Raw genomic sequence first — 15,891 nt, forward strand, 5'->3', positions numbered from 1 at the left:
AGACGATTTGTCTAGACAAACGACAAATCGATCTCTATCGTCCATTTAAGAGGTAACGCACGTCACACGTGACGTGCCGCTTTTGGATGGGAGACAACGATGTCGACAGCGGCCGACACGTCCGCGCAGCCGGTGACCACCCCCGACTGGCGCGATCGCAAGCGCTATCTGTGGTTGTGGGGGTTGTTCGCTCCCACTGGGCTTTTCACGATCGGTATCCCACTGATCCTGGCGCTCAACGCCATTGGCTGGCATCACCTGGCCCAGGTGCCGTTCTGGCTCGGCCCGATCCTGGTGTATGTGCTGATTCCGTTGGCGGACATATTCTTCGGGCCCGACGGTGACAATCCACCGGACGAGGTGATGGCGTACCTCGAGCACGACAAGTACTACCGCTATCTCACCTATCTGTATTTGCCGTTCCAGTACGCGTCGCTGATCACGGCCTGCTATTTCATCACCGCGGACAACGTGAGCTGGCTCGGCTTCGACGGCGGCCTGCACCTGGTCGACAAGATCGGCCTGGCGATCACGGTCGGCATGCTCGGCGGCATCGGCATCAACACCGCGCACGAATTGGGCCACAAGAAGGTGCGATTGGAGCGCTGGTTGTCCAGGATCGCGCTGGCGCAGTCGTTTTACGGGCATTTCTACATCGAGCACAATCGCGGCCATCACGTGCGCGTCGCGACACCGGAGGATCCGGCGAGTTCCCGTGTCGGCGAGAGCTTCTGGGCATTCTGGCCGCGCACCGTATCGGGCAGTCTGACCTCATCGTTGCGGTTGGAGAAGGCCCGCCTCGACCGGCTCGGCAAGAAGCCGTGGAGCATGAAGAACGAGGTGCTGAGCGCGTGGCTGATGTCGGCGGCGCTGTACGCGGTGCTCGTCGCGGTGTTCGGCGTCGCCCTGCTGCCCTACCTCGTGCTGCAGGCGGTGATCGGCTTCAGTCTGCTCGAGGCGGTCAACTACCTGGAGCACTACGGCCTTGTCCGGCAACGCACTTCGTCGGGTCGATACGAGCGGCCCGCCCCGGTGCACAGCTGGAACAGTGACCACATCGTGACCAATATCTTCCTGTATCACCTGCAGCGGCACAGCGACCACCACGCCTACCCGACCCGGCGCTACCAGACGCTGCGCAGCTGGGACGGTGCGCCGAACCTGCCGAGCGGCTACGCCAGCATGATCCTGCTCGCCTACTTCCCGCCGCTGTGGCGCCGGGTGATGGACAAGCGGGTGCTCGCGCACTATCACGGGGACATCACGCTGGCGAACATCCACCCGGCGAAGCGGGACAAGGTGATTGCCCGCTATCGCGGGGGTGTCGCGACCGGCGAGGTGCAGGCATGAATCGCTTTCGATGCCCCGTCTGCGATTACGTTTACGACGAGGCGAAAGGCGCACCGCACGAGGGATTTCCCCCGGGAACGCTGTGGGCGAAAATTCCCGACGACTGGTGCTGTCCGGACTGTGGTGTCCGGGAAAAGATCGACTTCGAACCGATGGGAGCTGTTAAGTGACAGATTACAAACTTTTTCAGTGTATTCAATGCGGCTTCGAATACGACGAGGCCAAGGGCTGGCCGGAAGACGGGATCGTCGCCGGTACTCGCTGGGACGATATCCCCGACGACTGGACCTGCCCCGACTGCGGCGCGGCGAAGGCCGACTTCTTCATGATCGAAATCGAGCGGTCGTGAGGTTTTGACTGCGGGAACCGCCCGTGACAGTGTCGCCGGTATGCCGCGCTCCGGAACCCGCATCCCCTACCAGGAGGCGGCGCGTGAACTCCTGCGCGCCTCGGTCCTCGGGGCCATGCGCGAACTGCTCACCGAACGGGACTGGTCCAAGATCACCCTCGGTGACGTGGCGGCCAAGGCCGGGGTCAGCAGGCAGACGCTCTACAACGAGTTCGGTTCGCGCAGTGGGCTAGCGCAGTCGTACGCGCTGCGGCTGGCCGACGATCTGGTCGATCACGTCGACGCGGCCATCACCGGCAATGTCGGCGATGTCCGCGCGGCGTTCAGTCAGGGAATGACCAATTTCTTTGTTGACGCCGCCGCCGACCCGCTGGTGCAATCACTGCTCGCCGGTGAAGTGAAATTGGATCTATTGCGGCTCATCACTCTTGATGCTGGGCCGTTGCTCGACCAAGCGACCCGGCGGCTGTCGCTGGCTTTCCAGCACAGCTGGGTGGCGGCGACGGCGGCCGAATCGGACGTCATCGCGCACGCGCTCGTCCGCATCGCGATGAGCTACATCCCGACGCCGCCGTCTCCGGGACAGGACGCGCCGGGAGAGTTGAGCGCGTTGCTGAGTCCGTACGTCGAGGCGATTCTGGCGGCACGGATCGATCACTGATCGAACCTCTAAGAACCACAGTCTGTTTGCACTAAGTAAGCCAGGCCTTCAAGCACATGTGAGCCCGCTTAAAAACCAACTGCCATGGATGTAACCCTCATCACGTTTCAAGCTCCAAGGTCAGCGTAAGACCCGTACAGTCTGGAACTATTCTCGTACATCGGAGTAAGGGTTCCTATTTAGCGGGGCAAACGTGCAAACGGTTGGCAAACCGGCGGTATCTACAGATCCCAAACGTCACTTATGGGTTTTCGGCTTGATCGCTCCACTGAGCGCTCTCTTGCCCTCGCAACTCGTGTTGCAAACGGGCGCAAAGGTGTTCTGGTGGATCGGTCCGATCATCGTGTTGATCATCATCCCGGTCCTCGACTGGGTTGTTGGCGAGGACGGCACCAACCCGCGCGATGAGGATTACGAGTTGCTGAGCAACGACCGGTACTACCGGTGGTGCACTTATCTTTTCCTTCCTGTTCAGCTGATCGGCCTTCTCATCGCGTGTGCGATGTGGGCGGGTCACGAGCTGAGCATCGTCGACAAGCTAGGCCTGGCGGCCACTCTCGGCTTCGTCAGCGGCATCGGCATCAACGCCGCGCACGAGCTCGGACATCGGGTCGAGCACGCGGAGCGCTGGCTGGCCAAGGTCGCGCTGGCGCAGTCGTTCTATGGCCATTTCTTCGTAGAGCACAACCGCGGACATCACGTGCGGGTGGCGACTCCGGAGGACCCGGCCAGCGGCCGCCTCGGCGAGACGCTGTGGGAGTTCTTGCCGCGCAGTGTGTTCGGCAGCTTCCGCTCGGCCATCAAGCTGGAGAAGGCGCGGCTGGAGCGCAAGGGCCTGCGCTGGTTCAGCGTGCACAATCACATCCTGCAGGCCTGGTCGATGAGTGTCGTGCTGTTCGGCACCATGTGCGCGATCTTCGGTATCGGCATCCTGCCGTGGCTGTTCTTGCAGGCCGTGATCGGTGCGTCGCTGCTGGAGACGGTGAACTTCATCGAGCATTACGGCTTGCTGCGGGCCAAGCGCCCCAACGGGAATTACGCGCGCTGCTCGCCGAGGGACAGCTGGAACAGCGATCGGTTGGTCACCAACATCTTCCTGTTCCATCTGCAGCGGCACAGCGACCATCACGCCAATCCCGGCCGCAGGTACCAGACGCTGCGCAGTTCGATGCAGGCACCGCAGTTGCCCGCCGGGTACGCGACGATGATTCTGTTCGCGATCGTGCCGCCGGTGTGGCGGGCGATCATGGACCATCGGGTGCTCGAGCACTACGACGGCGACGTCACCAAGGCGAATATCCATCCGCGTAAGCGGCGCCGCCTGCTGGAGCAGTACGGCACCGTCGCGACGCTGAGCGCTGCGGCGCAGGCGAATTCGGCGCAGGCTCAGCAGAATTCGGCGGAGTCCGACGTGCCGGAGTCCGGCGCGGCATAGTCCCCCGACTACCCCGGCTCAGTGGTGGTAGGCAGGCGGAAGGGGCAAACCCTTCTCCTGCAATACCTCCCGCATGCGGTCGGGGTAGTCGGTGATTACGCCGTCCACTCCGGTGTCGAGCTGCGCGGCGATGGTGGCCTTGTCGTTCACCGTCCACGGGATCACCCGCAGATTCAGCTTGTGCGCACGCTCGACATAGGCCTTGTCCGCCACCAAACCGAAGCCGGGCTCGCCCACCTTCTTGCCGGACGGGACCGAGTATCCGGGGGAGGCGGCGTTCGCGCCGAGCTTCTGCACCGCGCCGAGCGGATCACCGGCGAAGTCCTCGTAGCGAATGGGACCGAGCCACTTCGATCCCGCGACGAAGGTGGTGTCGTCGTAGAGCGCCACCAGGGGGATCGCCGGATTCGCGGTGCGCACCAGCGGAAGTGAACTCCAGTCGAAACTTTGGATATCGACGTTGCCGGTCTCGCCTGCCGCGGCGACCGTGCTGAGGATGACGTCGACGAACTCCTGCGGCGTCGCCGACTGCTCGGGATGTTCGGCCTCCACCTTCGTTTCGATGTTGTAGCGCAGGTGCGCGCCGCGATAGGTCTTCACCAGATCGAACAGCGCGGGCAGCGTGGCTATCCGGTTGCCTGGTACCGCCTGCTGACCCGGGAAGTCGGCGAGGGTCTTGCCGCAGTCCAGTGTTTGCGTCTGCGCGTAGGTCAGCTCGTGCATCAGCTTGCCAACGTAGGGGAACTGCGGATCGCCCGGCGTCACGGGCGCGGTGTCCGCGCATTTGGTCGCGAGCACGGTCGGGTCGTGCCAGATCATCGGCATTTTGTCCCTGGTGAGCACGATGTCCAATTCCAGCGTGCTCACGCCGAGTTCGATGGCCTTGCTGAAGCCGGGCAGCGACTCCTCGACGGTGAGACCGCGGCCGCCGCGGTGCGCTTGCAGCTCCACCGTTCGCGGTGCGGTAGCCGGTGACGAGTCGGATCCGCTGTCGCAGGCGGTACACACACCGAGGACGAGCGACCCGGCGACGGCGGTCGTGACGATGGCGCGGAGGTTCGGCATCGCGCCAAGCTAGCAAGGGTGAGTACGGTGTACCCAGCCGCCGCGCCAGCGACTAACCTTGCGTGTTGGTACCGACTTTCCAGGAGAGGCAGATAGAGGCTATGACGACCTCAGAACTTCCCGCGCGAACCGAACTCACCGCCGATGTCCGTAATGGCATCGACTTCAAGGTGGCAGATCTCGGGCTGGCCGAATTCGGCCGCAAGGAGATCCGGCTCGCCGAGCACGAGATGCCCGGCCTGATGGCTCTGCGCCGCGAATACGCCGAGGTGCTGCCGCTCAAGGGCGCGCGCATCTCCGGTTCGCTGCATATGACCGTGCAGACCGCCGTGCTGATCGAGACCCTTGTCGCGCTCGGCGCGCAGGTGCGCTGGGCCTCGTGCAACATCTTCTCCACCCAGGACCACGCCGCGGCCGCCATCGTGATCGGCCCGAACGGCACCGTGGACGAGCCCAAGGGCACCCCGGTCTTCGCCTGGAAGGGCGAGAGCCTGGAGGAGTACTGGTGGGCCGCCGAGCAGATGCTCACCTGGCCGAACGAACCGGCCAACATGATCCTCGACGACGGTGGTGACGCCACCATGCTCGTGCTGCGCGGCGCGCAGTTCGAGAAGGCCGGCGTGATCCCGCCGGAGGACGAGAGCCACTCGGCCGAGTACAAGGTGTTCCTGAACCTGCTGCGCGAGCGCTTCGAGTCCGACAAGGGCAAGTGGAGCGCCATCGCCGATTCGGTGCAGGGCGTCACCGAGGAGACAACCACCGGCGTGCTGCGGCTCTACCAGTTCGCCGCCGCCGGCGAGCTGGTGTTTCCGGCGATCAACGTCAACGACTCGGTCACCAAGTCCAAGTTCGACAACAAGTACGGCACCCGCCACTCGCTGATCGACGGCATCAACCGCGGCACCGATGTGCTCATCGGCGGCAAGAAGGTGCTGATCTGTGGCTACGGCGACGTCGGCAAGGGTTGTGCGGAGTCGCTGGCCGGCCAGGGCGCCAGGGTGCAGGTCACCGAGATCGACCCGATCAACGCGCTGCAGGCGCTGATGGACGGCTACGACGTGGTCACCGTGGCGAGCGCGATCGGCGACGCCGACATCGTGATCACCTCGACCGGCAACAAGGACATCATCACCCTCGACCACATGAAGGCGATGAAGGATCACTCGATCCTCGGCAATATCGGTCACTTCGACAACGAGATCGACATGGCGGGCCTCGAGCGCTCCGGCGCGACCCGGATCAACATCAAGCCGCAGGTCGACGAGTGGACGTTCAAGGAGTCCGGCAAGTCGATCATCGTGCTGTCGGAGGGGCGTCTGCTGAACCTGGGCAACGCCACCGGCCACCCGTCGTTCGTCATGTCCAACAGCTTCTCCAACCAGGTGATCGCGCAGATCGAACTGTGGACCAAGCCGGACGAATACGACAACGAGGTCTACCGCCTGCCCAAGCACCTCGATGAGAAGGTCGCCAAGATCCACGTCGAGGCGCTCGGCGGCGAGCTGACCAAGCTCACCAAGGACCAGGCCGAATACATCGGCGTCGACGTCGACGGCCCGTACAAGCCGGAGCACTACCGCTACTGAAAACCGCTGCCCTGCCGGTCCTTTCGGACCGGCAGGGCAGGTTCGACCGATCGGCCGATATCAGATCTGGCAGGTCGGGCTCGGGTGCAGCAGCCAGCAGATGATCGAACCGGGACCCGCCGACCCGGTCGAACTCGAACCGCTATCAGCGATAGCGGCTGCGCCGGAAGGCAAGTCGGCGGCCACCGGCGCTGCGGCGGGCTCGCTGCTGAGCGGTGCTGCCGTGGCGGTACCGCCGCCGAGGACGAGTGCCGCGCCGATCCCGACGGCGGCGAGGGTCATGCGGATCGAACTGCGTGACATGACGGACGAGCTCATGGTTCTCCAGATGATCGTGTTCAGAGGTAGACGGTGCGTGAGTCGCGATTCGGTGCGAAAACGTTACCTAGCATACGAACCCGCGCACCGATACTCGGCGACCAGCCACTAATCTGCTGCGCATGGGTGCATTGGTTGCGGTGGAGGGCCTCGACGGGGCCGGTAAGCGCACGCTGATCGATGCGACCGTCGTCGACTTACGGGCGCGCGGTCTGCGCGTGCGGACAGTGGCCTTTCCGCGCTATGGGCAATCCGTGCACGCCGACCTGGCGGCCGAGGCGCTGCGCGGCGGCCACGGCGATCTGGCCGAGTCGATCAACGGCATGGCGCTGATGTTCGCACTCGATCGGGCGGGGGCAAGCGACGAGCTGTCGAAGCTCTTGGCGGGCAACGACATCGTGATACTCGACCGCTATGTCGCGTCCAACGCGGCGTATTCGGCGGCCAGGCTGGAACAGTCGGCCGACGGCGAAATCGTGCGCTGGGTAGGGGAATTGGAGTTCGGGCGGTTCGAATTGCCGGTGCCAGCGCTGCAGGTGCTGCTCGACGTGCCGACCGAGGTCGCGGCCGAGCGGGCGCGCAGGCGCGGCGAACTCGACGACAGCCGGGCGCTCGACGCGTACGAACGCGATGGCGGGCTGCAGCACCGCACCGGCGCGGTGTACCGTGAGCTCGCTCAACGTGACTGGTACGGCCCGTGGTGGATATTCCGATCCGGTGACGATCCAGCCACGTTGGCTGCGCGATTGGCCGATTTGATAACCCGCTAGGGTTAGATGTGCGGCGGGTTCACACCAGTGTTGGCGTGGCAGCCCGATCCTGGCCTGGGAGATGACAACATAGTAATTATGAAGCCGAAGATTCTGGTCGTCGACGACGATATGGCACTCGCAGAGATGCTCACGATCGTCTTGCGCGGGGAAGGGTTCGACCCGCATGTGGTCGGCGACGGCACACATGCCCTGGCGGCGGTTCGCGAGATCCGCCCCGATCTGGTGTTGCTGGACCTGATGCTGCCCGGCATGAACGGCATCGACGTATGCCGCGTGCTGCGGGCCGATTCCGGAGTACCGATCGTGATGCTCACCGCGAAGACCGACACGGTCGACGTGGTGCTCGGACTCGAGTCCGGTGCCGACGATTACATCGTCAAACCGTTCAAGCCGAAGGAACTCGTCGCGAGGGTGCGCGCTCGATTGCGCCGCACCGAGGACGAGCCCGCCGAGCTGCTGTCCATCGCCGACATCGTGATCGATGTGCCCGCACACAAGGTGACTCGCGCCGGCGCGCAGATCTCGCTGACGCCGCTCGAGTTCGATCTGCTTGTCGCGCTTGCTCGCAAGCCGCGTCAGGTGTTCACCCGCGAGGTACTGCTCGAACAGGTGTGGGGTTACCGGCACGCCGCCGACACCCGACTGGTGAACGTGCACGTGCAGCGGCTGCGCGCCAAGGTCGAGAAGGATCCCGAGAATCCGGAGATCGTGCTGACCGTCCGTGGCGTCGGCTACAAGGCCGGACCGCCGTGATCCGTCGCGGTTCGCGGGTCGTGGTTTCAGCGTTCGCGCGGACGGAGGCATCGAGCGCCGACGAGGCGCGGCCGTGATCGATCGCTCCAGAAACCAACTGGAGCGGCGACTGGCCGCGGTGGCTGCCCGGTTCACCGAACTGGGCACGGTGCTCGGTCACCTCTGGCAGCGATCGTTGCAACTGCGGGTCGCGGTCTCCACGATCACGCTGTCGCTGATCGTGATCACGATTCTCGGTGTGGTGCTGACCGATCAGATCACCAACCGGATGTTGGACACCAAGATCAACGCGGCGGTCGAGGAGATGGGCCGTGCCCGCAACGCGGTGCACAGCCAGTTGGTCGGCACGCACGACACCGGTGCCCAGCTCAAAGAGGCACGCAACGCGTTGTCCAGCGATGGCAGCCCGCAGACCGGTGTCGCGGGCAGCTACGACGTCGCGCTGGTGATGGTGAGCAGCAGCCAGCAGGAGGTCAACGCCGGGCCGATCCAGGACGTGCCGAACGAGCTGCGCAACTTCGTGCGGCGCGGACAGGTCAGCCGTCAGTTCACCACCGTCTCGGACTCGAGCGGGTATCACGGACCGGCGTTGATCATCGGCAGCCCGAGCATCGAAATACCCACGCTGGAGATCTATCTCATCTTCCCGCTGGCCAGTGAGGCGCGCAGCCTGTCGCTGATGCGCGGCACCATGCTGATCGGCGGCATCGTGCTGCTCGTTTTGCTTGCCGCGATCACCGCGCTGGTGACCAGGCAGGTGGTGCTGCCGATTCGTTCGGCGGCGCGGATCGCCGGTCGCTTCGCCGACGGCAGGCTCAAGGAACGCATGCTGGTGCGCGGCGAGGACGATATGGCGCGGCTGGCCCAGGCGTTCAACGAGATGGCCGAGAGCCTGTCCAACCAGATCACCCAGCTGGAGGAATTCGGAAACCTGCAGCGCCGGTTCACCTCTGACGTCAGCCACGAGCTGCGCACACCGCTGACCACCGTGCGGATGGCCGCGGACCTGATCCACGGCAGCAGCGACGATCTCGATCCCGCGCTTGCCCGCAGCGCGGAGCTGTTGGTGAACGAGCTTGACCGGTTCGAGGGACTGCTCAACGATCTGCTCGAGATCAGCCGCCACGACGCCGGCGTCGCCGAGTTGCAGGTCGAATCGCTGGACGTGCGGATGTGCGCGCGGGCGGCGATCTCGACGGTGCGGCACCTGGCCAAGGACGCCGGGGTCGAGGTCGTCATCGATATGCCGGAGGAGCCGTTGGTCGCCGAGGTCGATCCGCGCCGGGTCGAGCGGGTGCTGCGGAACCTGCTCGCCAACGCCATCGATCACAGCGAGGGTAAGCCGGTGCTGATCAGGATGCGCGGCGACCTCGACGCCAACGCCGTCTCGGTGGTGGTGCGCGACCAAGGTGTCGGCCTGCGCCCCGGCGAGGAGAAGCTGGTCTTCAACCGGTTCTGGCGCTCGGATCCGTCCCGGATGCGCCGCTCCGGCGGCACCGGCCTCGGGTTGTCGATCAGCGTCGAGGACGCGAACCTGCACGAAGGCAGGCTGGAAGCCTGGGGTGAGGTCGGCGTCGGCGCGAGCTTCCGGCTGACGCTGCCGCTGGTGCGCGGCAAGAAGCTCGGCGCAAGCCCGCTTTCGCTGGAACCCGTGCGCAAACCGGCCGTGGTGCGGCAGGTCGAGCTGGAGATCGTGCCGAATTCGGCTGAGCCGGAAGCGGATACGTCGACCGGCGACGGCGCGGGGGCGGCTACGGGCGGAAACGGTTCCTCGGCCGTCGCGGAGTCGCCGGCGGGTGCCGACGCAGGCCACAAGTCGGGAGACATACCGTCATGAGATGGCGAAACCCGCCCGGCGCGCGCCCGGCCCGAGCCATCCGCTGTGCGTCCCCGACGGCGGCGGCGCCGGTCCCGGGGGAAGGGGTCTCATGAGGATGCGGGTCGGTTCTGCGAAGGTGCGGCGGCTGTTCGCGTTCGGCGCGGCGGCTCTCGCGGCGTTGATCGTGCTCTCCGGGTGTGCGAGCCTGCCGGAATCCTCGGCGCCCCAGGCCCTCGGCACCATCAATCGGGAGCCGACCTCGGAGGGACCACCGGCGCCCATCCAGGGGCGCGACCCCGACCTGCTGCTGCGCGACTTCCTGCTCGCCACCGCCGACCCGACCAACCGGCACCTTGCGGCCCGCCAGTACATGACCCCGTCGGCCGCGGCGCAGTGGGACGACTCGGCGGGCACCACCATCGTGGAGAAGCCGGATACCTTGCGCGAGTCGCGAACCGGCGACAAGGCGACCTATCGGATCCGCGCCCGCAAGGTCGCCGAGCTCGACGCCAACGGCGCGTACCGCGCCACCGCCGACCCGCCACTCGAGAACAAGATCGAGATGATCAGGGTCAACGACGAGTGGCGCATCGACGAGCTGCCCGACGGCGTCGTGATGGATGCCATCGCGTTCGCCAAGTCGTATCGGCGCTACGTGCTCTACTTCGTCGATCCGACAAGCAGCGTCGTTGTGCCCGACCTGCGCTGGGTCGCGGTGCCGAAGGAGCAGCTGACCCAGCGACTGCTCGCCATGCTCGGCGAGGGCACCCAACCCGCGCTCGCCCCGGTGCTGCGCAACGAGCTGGCCGCGCCGATCACCTTGCGCGGCCCCATCACCAGGGCCAATGGCGATCCGGACGAGGTCGGCGTGCTCCCAGGCGGGGTGAAGATCGACTTCGCCGGTGCTTCCGCGCTCAACCCGCACGATCGTGAGTTGCTCGCCGCGCAGGTGGTGCTCACCCTGGCCGGCGCGGACATCCTCGGCCCCTACATGTTGCTCGCCGACGGCAAACCGTTCGACGATCGATTCGCCGCAAGCGGCTGGTCGACCGCCGACGTCCAGCAGTACAGCCAGCCGACCGTCGGCACCAATCAGGTCGGCCTGCACGCGCTGCGCGGTGGCGCGCTGGTGCAGGTGCCGGAGAACAACGCGCCCATCACGCCGGCGCCGGGTTACTTCGGTGCCGTGAACAACCTGCTCTCCGCCGCGCTTTCGCCGGACAGTCAGCTGGTCGCCGGAGTCGCCGACACCGGACGGCCGGCGCCCGAACCGCCCCGCACGCTGATGATCGGCACCTACGGCGGCAACGCGATTCCGGTCGCCGCTGGCGGCACCATCACCCGGCCGTCCTGGAATGTCGACGGCACCGCCGCGTGGGCCGTCATCGATGGCGATCGGGTGATCCGCGCCGTCAACGACCGGACGACCAACACCGTCTCGGTGCAGGATGTTGACACCTCGGCGCTCACCAACGCGGGGCCTGGATCGACCTTCCGCGGCCCCATCACCGAGCTGCGGATCTCCCGTACCGGCGTGCGTGCCGCGTTGATCGCGGACGGCAAAGTGTATGTCGCGGTGGTGATTCCGAAGCCGGGTGGCGGGTTCTCGCTTGCCTCGCCGCTGCCCGTCGGCGTCAACTCGAGTGCCGCGGCCGTGTCGTTGTCGTGGTTCGGCAATGACCGGTTGATCATCTCGAGGGAGGGCAATGTCGACCCGGTCGGCACCGTGTCGATCGACGGGTCCCAGCCGATGCCGCAGACCAGCCGGAATCTGACGGCGCCGGTCCGGCAGGTCAGTGCCTCCCCGGAACATCAGTACGCCGCCGACTCCCGCGCGGTGCTCGAGCTGACCAGTAACCCCGACGGTGGCGAGCCGTACTGGCGTGAGGTGCCAGGGCTCGGCGCGAACGCCGTCCCCGTGCTGCCCGGCTGACCGGACCTCGTAAATTGCTCTGACACAATGGAATCAGCGGTGTAGGTCGCCGGGGCCGAGCATCGGTGTCGGTGGGTGCGCGCACACTCGGGCGATGCGGACGTTGCTCGATCTGATCCTGCCCGCCTCGTGTGCGGGCTGTCGCGCCCCCGGTGTCGGCTGGTGCGCCGAATGTGCGGCGGCACTGGCTGGTCCGCCGATACGGGTGTGGCCGAGGACCGATCCCGGGGTGCCGTGTTGGGCGCTCGGGCCGTACGCGGGCCCGGGGCGGCGCGCGGTGTTGGCGGTCAAAGAGCAAGGGCGCCGGGATCTGGCGGAGCCGCTCGGGGTTGCCCTGGCGGGTGGTCTCGCGCGCTTGCGGACCGCGGAGCGGCCACTGGTGCTCGTGCCCGCGCCGAGCCGGAAGGTCGCGGCGCGCAGGCGCGGCGGCGATCCGGTGCTGCGCGCGGCACGGGTAGCCGCGAGTTGGCTGCCTGATAGCCAAATGGTATCCGTGCTCCGAGTGTGGTGGGGTGTGCGTGATTCGGTGGGCTTGACACCCGGTGAGCGGTCTCACAATTTGCGCGGCAGGGTCACCACGATACCCGGCTGCCCGGCACTGCCGCAGATTCCGGAAAACGCCGAGGTAGTGCTGCTCGACGACGTGCTGACAACCGGAGCAACCGCCACCGCATCGGTGCGCGCGCTGGCCGGGATCGGACTACGGACACGTGCCGTACTGGTTACCTGTGCTGCTTGACTCCGGGAAATTTGCGTGAACACTGGCGCACTCCCCGATGTCGTACTAGCGTCGCGAACACACACCCGAACCGGGAGTTTGGAGGTGGCGCCTCGGACATCAAGTGCCGAGAGATCGTCGATCGGCACGGCTCATTCCCGCCGCACGCACATTGTCTGTGCGGCCATATTCGGGAGGTACGCGTGACGACTTCTTCACGACCTTCAGTGCAAGACGCCGACCCCGTGGTGCTGGACGAGAGCACCATGGACGTGACCGAGCAATCCAATGCCGACCAAGCCAAGATGCCCCGCGCGGACGTCGTGGTGAAGGGTCGCAATGTCGAAGTTCCTGATCACTTTCGAATCTATGTCGCGGAGAAACTCTCCAGGCTCGAACGCTTCGATCCGTCCATCTTCATCTTCGACGTAGAGCTGTTCCACGAGCGAAATCGACGGCAGCGCAAGAGTTGTCAGCGCGTCGAGATCACCGCGCGCGGCAAGGGCCCGATTGTCAGGGCCGAGGCATGCGCCGATAGTTTCTACGCCGCGCTCGAGTCGGTGACGGCCAAGTTGGAGAGCCGCCTGCGCCGCACCAAGGATCGCCGCAAGGTGCACTACGGAGACAAGACCCCGGTCTCGGTAGCCCAGGCCACCGCCGATCTGGTGGACGACTCGCTGTTCACCCCGCCGAACGGATCGTCCGGCGCGCACGACCACCCCGAAGGCGATGCTCGTCGCCGCGCGGGCGAGCTGCTGGAAACCTCTGAGTACGCGGCCGGACCAGGCCATATCGTTCGAACCAAGGTGCACACCGCCACCCCGATGTCCGTCGACGACGCCCTCTACCAGATGGAGCTCGTCGGCCACGACTTCTTCCTCTTCCAAGACCGAGAATCCGACCGACCGTCGGTTGTCTATCGTCGGCACGCCTTCGACTACGGCCTCATCCGGCTCGCATAGTCCAGGGTCCGCACCCCCTTCCGCTCTCCGGGCAGTCAGCGCTCGAGTTGGGTGCCCGGAGACCCGCAACGGTCTACCCGATCGTTAGCCAGCAAGCTCGGCTCCGCCACGAATTCCGTCAGATCCCTTGTTGCCGTGTGCGTTTCGCTACCGGCCCCGCCTCGGTCACCGAGGCGGCGTTGCAGGTCACCGACGGCGGTCGCGGAAGAAGGTCCGGTGCAGCAACGAATCTCGGCGTGGCGGCCGCATAGCGTGCAGCATGACCATGTCGGCGAAGGTCTCGGCGTCGCGCTCGCGGGTGGTCCCGTAATCGGTGCGGCCGAGGACGTGTGCGATGGATTCCGGCGAAATCGATGGCAGCAGTTCGGCGACCGCGGCGACGGTGGGTGCGGTCTGCGCGGGCTCGCCGTCGGCGGGCTGTTCCGGGCCGTGGCCGAGCAGCATGTGGCCGAGCTCGTGCACGATGATGTGCTCGGCATGCCACTCGGTGGTGTCCGCGCCGTAGACGATGACATCGCTGTCCTGCTTGGCGATCCACAGCCCGCTGCCCGTGCCGCATCCGGTGCCTGCCAGCAGCGCGGTATCGATCGGCACCAGGCTGATGCTCCGGCCGCGATACTGCGCGACATCGTCGAGATAGCTCGACAGATCCCACGGGTGCGGTATCGGTACGTCCCGGGTCAGGTGCCGGAATCGGGCCTGCATGGCCATGCGATCGATCTCCTACAGCAAGCTAGTTGCCCCCAGTAGGTAGCGATATTACCGACTCGGCGGTACCGGCCGATCGGTGCTCTCGATGATTCTGGCGAGAATCGACTGGTCGACGTTGGAGCCGCGCAGCGCGATGCTCGACACGTTGGCATCGCGCATGGTCGCGAGCAGCTCGAGCTCACGGTCGATGGCGGCGGCCGCCGGACCCGAGGTGGTGAGGTAGTCGGCGGCGACGCCGAAACTTTGCGCGATCGCCGCGAGTACATCCAGTTCGACTGTGGCGTAGGCGCTTTCGCTGTCGAATTCACCGCGGCGTAGTCGTTCCAGCTGGCTCGGCGGGACGGCCCGGCGCAGGAAGTCCCCGGCCTGCTCGGCCACCGTCGCATTGCTGCGCTCCGGTGCGGAGCGGGGATGTACGACCGCGAAGAGCCGATTGATCTTGTGGCTCAGCGTGAGCGTCCCGTTGCTCGGCGCGTCGTTCGTCGTTCCCGTCATCTCAGTGCCCACCGTTTCGACTCGCGGTCGTGGCCAGATTGGCAGCCAGCCACCGTGCCCGGAACTGGTCTTCTGTCGTAGCATCCACGTCCTCCGATCGTCCGGCGAGCCAGCGCCGGTATCGCCGTTCCTGCAGTTCGGTCGCGTCGCTGGCTTCGGCGGGCACCTCGAGCAGGTGCGCGAACGCCATTTCGATGAGGGGGTGTAGTACTCGGCCGGGTCCGCCGTTGCGTTCCAGCATCGTGGTCGCGTAGCGCGCGGACAGTTTGGAGACAACGCCGTTGAGGTCGTTGATCGCGGCGACGAGCTGAAGGTCGGTCGCTATGCCCTGCTCGACCGCGTCGTTGAGGCGGCCCGCAGTCGCGAGAAGTCCGGTGAGGTCGGCGATTTCGAAGCGGATCGAGTCGGGTCCTGCCACGACGGACTCGCCGGATGCGCGGCCGGCCCGCCCGGGTTCGTCGACGGCGGGGGTGCCGCCCGCGTAGGTCCGCGCGGCACTGCCAGGCAGCCAGCGCAGCGGCGCGTCGAGTTTGTTCAGCGTGTGCGTGCTGATCGCCGCGTCGCCGTCCTCGATCTTGCGAATCGTCGGTGCCGATGGCCCCCCGAGGTCGCCGATCTGTAACTGCGTGAGTCCGAGCTCGTCCCGGCGTTCCTTGATGATTCGGCCGAATCTCTTCTGGCGCCGCGACAGCTCCGAAGGGCTATGCATAGTGCGTTTCAGGGTAGGCGCGACCAGGGGCAAAGGCAAATCGATAGAAAATGTTTGAAAAATCAGTGGCAATATTGTTACTGTTCTGGTGCGCCGAGTCGCACCCGACATCGGCCTTGTTGAGCGGTCCGAGACGAGCAGGGGCGTTCGTCGGGACGGGCGCCTCCGGTCTGTTGCGCAACGGCGCGCGACAGGCCGGGTCCAGCGACGATGGAGGGGATCGCCGCTGCGCACGGGATCACCGTCGGCGAAGG

Annotated in this window: 17 protein-coding genes; 12 read left to right on the top strand and 5 right to left on the bottom strand. The window is 65.9% G+C overall.

Annotated elements, in window-relative coordinates; genetic code table 11:
- Positions 1-99: 99 nt before the first annotated feature.
- From OG203_RS33325 to OG203_RS33345, 5 genes are all read left to right on the top strand, one after another.
- Positions 100-1,350: an alkane 1-monooxygenase gene (locus OG203_RS33325; protein ID WP_405161191.1), complete on the top strand. Its 1,251-nt coding sequence runs from the start codon at positions 100-102 to the stop codon at positions 1,348-1,350.
- On the top strand, positions 1,347-1,520 hold the full coding sequence (locus OG203_RS33330; protein ID WP_405161192.1) for a rubredoxin: 174 nt from the start codon (positions 1,347-1,349) through the stop codon (positions 1,518-1,520). Before OG203_RS33325 ends, OG203_RS33330 begins: the two co-directional genes overlap by 4 nt.
- The gene (locus tag OG203_RS33335; RefSeq protein ID WP_405161193.1) at positions 1,517-1,699 is read left to right on the top strand and encodes a rubredoxin; all 183 of its coding nucleotides are present in this window, start codon (positions 1,517-1,519) and stop codon (positions 1,697-1,699) included. Before OG203_RS33330 ends, OG203_RS33335 begins: the two co-directional genes overlap by 4 nt.
- A 40-nt stretch (positions 1,700-1,739) precedes the next feature.
- On the top strand, positions 1,740-2,360 hold the full coding sequence (locus tag OG203_RS33340; protein WP_405161194.1) for a TetR/AcrR family transcriptional regulator: 621 nt from the start codon (positions 1,740-1,742) through the stop codon (positions 2,358-2,360).
- Positions 2,361-2,655: 295 nt separating this feature from the next.
- Entirely contained in the window at positions 2,656-3,795 is a 1,140-nt protein-coding gene (locus tag OG203_RS33345; protein WP_405161195.1) for an alkane 1-monooxygenase, read from the top strand.
- Positions 3,796-3,813: 18 nt separating this feature from the next.
- Here OG203_RS33345 and OG203_RS33350 read toward each other — a convergent pair whose 3' ends face one another.
- Positions 3,814-4,860, bottom strand: a complete 1,047-nt coding sequence (locus OG203_RS33350; RefSeq protein WP_405161196.1) for a glycerophosphodiester phosphodiesterase family protein — start codon at positions 4,858-4,860, stop codon at positions 3,814-3,816.
- A 101-nt stretch (positions 4,861-4,961) separates the two neighbouring features.
- Here OG203_RS33350 and ahcY point away from each other — a divergent pair, with 101 nt between their 5' ends.
- A complete protein-coding gene (gene ahcY, locus OG203_RS33355; protein ID WP_405161197.1) occupies positions 4,962-6,446 on the top strand; it encodes an adenosylhomocysteinase in 1,485 nt (494 codons plus the stop codon).
- 60 nt (positions 6,447-6,506) lie between these two features.
- Here the strand turns inward: ahcY and OG203_RS33360 are convergent, their stop codons facing one another.
- Positions 6,507-6,749, bottom strand: a complete 243-nt coding sequence (locus OG203_RS33360) for a hypothetical protein (RefSeq protein WP_405161198.1) — start codon at positions 6,747-6,749, stop codon at positions 6,507-6,509.
- A 137-nt stretch (positions 6,750-6,886) separates the two neighbouring features.
- On the opposite strand from OG203_RS33360, the gene OG203_RS33365 reads away from it, so the two are divergent.
- The 6 genes from OG203_RS33365 (at position 6,887) to hpf (ending at position 13,722) form a co-directional block, all read left to right on the top strand.
- Positions 6,887-7,534 carry a dTMP kinase gene (locus tag OG203_RS33365; protein WP_405161199.1) on the top strand — a complete coding sequence of 216 codons (648 nt, stop codon included), beginning with the start codon at positions 6,887-6,889 and terminating at the stop codon, positions 7,532-7,534.
- Positions 7,535-7,612: 78 nt separating this feature from the next.
- On the top strand, positions 7,613-8,290 hold the full coding sequence (mtrA, locus tag OG203_RS33370) for an MtrAB system response regulator MtrA (RefSeq protein ID WP_405161200.1): 678 nt from the start codon (positions 7,613-7,615) through the stop codon (positions 8,288-8,290).
- Between the two features lie 118 nt (positions 8,291-8,408).
- The gene (gene mtrB, locus OG203_RS33375; RefSeq protein WP_405168086.1) at positions 8,409-10,127 is read left to right on the top strand and encodes an MtrAB system histidine kinase MtrB; all 1,719 of its coding nucleotides are present in this window, start codon (positions 8,409-8,411) and stop codon (positions 10,125-10,127) included.
- Between the two features lie 91 nt (positions 10,128-10,218).
- Positions 10,219-12,042 (top strand): MtrAB system accessory lipoprotein LpqB, encoded by a 1,824-nt coding sequence (gene lpqB, locus OG203_RS33380; RefSeq protein WP_405168087.1) that lies wholly within the window; start codon positions 10,219-10,221, stop codon positions 12,040-12,042.
- Between the two features lie 94 nt (positions 12,043-12,136).
- Positions 12,137-12,781: a ComF family protein gene (locus OG203_RS33385; protein ID WP_405161201.1), complete on the top strand. Its 645-nt coding sequence runs from the start codon at positions 12,137-12,139 to the stop codon at positions 12,779-12,781.
- A 245-nt stretch (positions 12,782-13,026) separates the two neighbouring features.
- Positions 13,027-13,722, top strand: a complete 696-nt coding sequence (hpf, locus tag OG203_RS33390; protein ID WP_405168088.1) for a ribosome hibernation-promoting factor, HPF/YfiA family — start codon at positions 13,027-13,029, stop codon at positions 13,720-13,722.
- A gap of 186 nt (positions 13,723-13,908) precedes the next feature.
- Here the strand turns inward: hpf and OG203_RS33395 are convergent, their stop codons facing one another.
- Genes OG203_RS33395 through OG203_RS33405 form a run of 3 tightly spaced genes read right to left on the bottom strand, consistent with a single transcriptional unit; the run spans position 13,909 to position 15,637 of the window.
- A complete protein-coding gene (locus OG203_RS33395; RefSeq protein WP_405161202.1) occupies positions 13,909-14,433 on the bottom strand; it encodes a hypothetical protein in 525 nt (174 codons plus the stop codon).
- A 48-nt stretch (positions 14,434-14,481) separates the two neighbouring features.
- On the bottom strand, positions 14,482-14,928 hold the full coding sequence (locus OG203_RS33400) for a hypothetical protein (protein ID WP_405161203.1): 447 nt from the start codon (positions 14,926-14,928) through the stop codon (positions 14,482-14,484).
- A gap of 1 nt (position 14,929) precedes the next feature.
- A complete protein-coding gene (locus OG203_RS33405) occupies positions 14,930-15,637 on the bottom strand; it encodes a helix-turn-helix domain-containing protein (RefSeq protein WP_405161204.1) in 708 nt (235 codons plus the stop codon).
- Positions 15,638-15,891: the final 254 nt, after the last annotated feature.

Origin of the sequence: Nocardia sp. NBC_01499 (genome assembly GCF_045040275.1) — a bacterium.
Taxonomy (GTDB): domain Bacteria; phylum Actinomycetota; class Actinomycetes; order Mycobacteriales; family Mycobacteriaceae; genus Nocardia.

Excerpts from the sequence above, each read along its gene's own strand:
- OG203_RS33340 (WP_405161194.1), top strand. The coding sequence starts at position 1,740 with ATGCCGCGCTCCGGAACCCGCATCCCCTACCAGGAGGCGGCGCGTGAA.
- mtrA (WP_405161200.1), top strand. The coding sequence starts at position 7,613 with ATGAAGCCGAAGATTCTGGTCGTCGACGACGATATGGCACTCGCAGAG.
- OG203_RS33360 (WP_405161198.1), bottom strand. The coding sequence starts at position 6,749 with ATGTCACGCAGTTCGATCCGCATGACCCTCGCCGCCGTCGGGATCGGC.
- OG203_RS33325 (WP_405161191.1), top strand. The coding sequence starts at position 100 with ATGTCGACAGCGGCCGACACGTCCGCGCAGCCGGTGACCACCCCCGAC.
- OG203_RS33330 (WP_405161192.1), top strand. The coding sequence starts at position 1,347 with ATGAATCGCTTTCGATGCCCCGTCTGCGATTACGTTTACGACGAGGCG.
- hpf (WP_405168088.1), top strand. The coding sequence starts at position 13,027 with ATGGACGTGACCGAGCAATCCAATGCCGACCAAGCCAAGATGCCCCGC.
- OG203_RS33400 (WP_405161203.1), bottom strand. The coding sequence starts at position 14,928 with ATGACGGGAACGACGAACGACGCGCCGAGCAACGGGACGCTCACGCTG.
- OG203_RS33405 (WP_405161204.1), bottom strand. The coding sequence starts at position 15,637 with ATGCATAGCCCTTCGGAGCTGTCGCGGCGCCAGAAGAGATTCGGCCGA.
- lpqB (WP_405168087.1), top strand. The coding sequence starts at position 10,219 with ATGAGGATGCGGGTCGGTTCTGCGAAGGTGCGGCGGCTGTTCGCGTTC.
- OG203_RS33350 (WP_405161196.1), bottom strand. The coding sequence starts at position 4,860 with ATGCCGAACCTCCGCGCCATCGTCACGACCGCCGTCGCCGGGTCGCTC.
- ahcY (WP_405161197.1), top strand. The coding sequence starts at position 4,962 with ATGACGACCTCAGAACTTCCCGCGCGAACCGAACTCACCGCCGATGTC.
- OG203_RS33395 (WP_405161202.1), bottom strand. The coding sequence starts at position 14,433 with ATGGCCATGCAGGCCCGATTCCGGCACCTGACCCGGGACGTACCGATA.
- OG203_RS33365 (WP_405161199.1), top strand. The coding sequence starts at position 6,887 with ATGGGTGCATTGGTTGCGGTGGAGGGCCTCGACGGGGCCGGTAAGCGC.
- OG203_RS33385 (WP_405161201.1), top strand. The coding sequence starts at position 12,137 with ATGCGGACGTTGCTCGATCTGATCCTGCCCGCCTCGTGTGCGGGCTGT.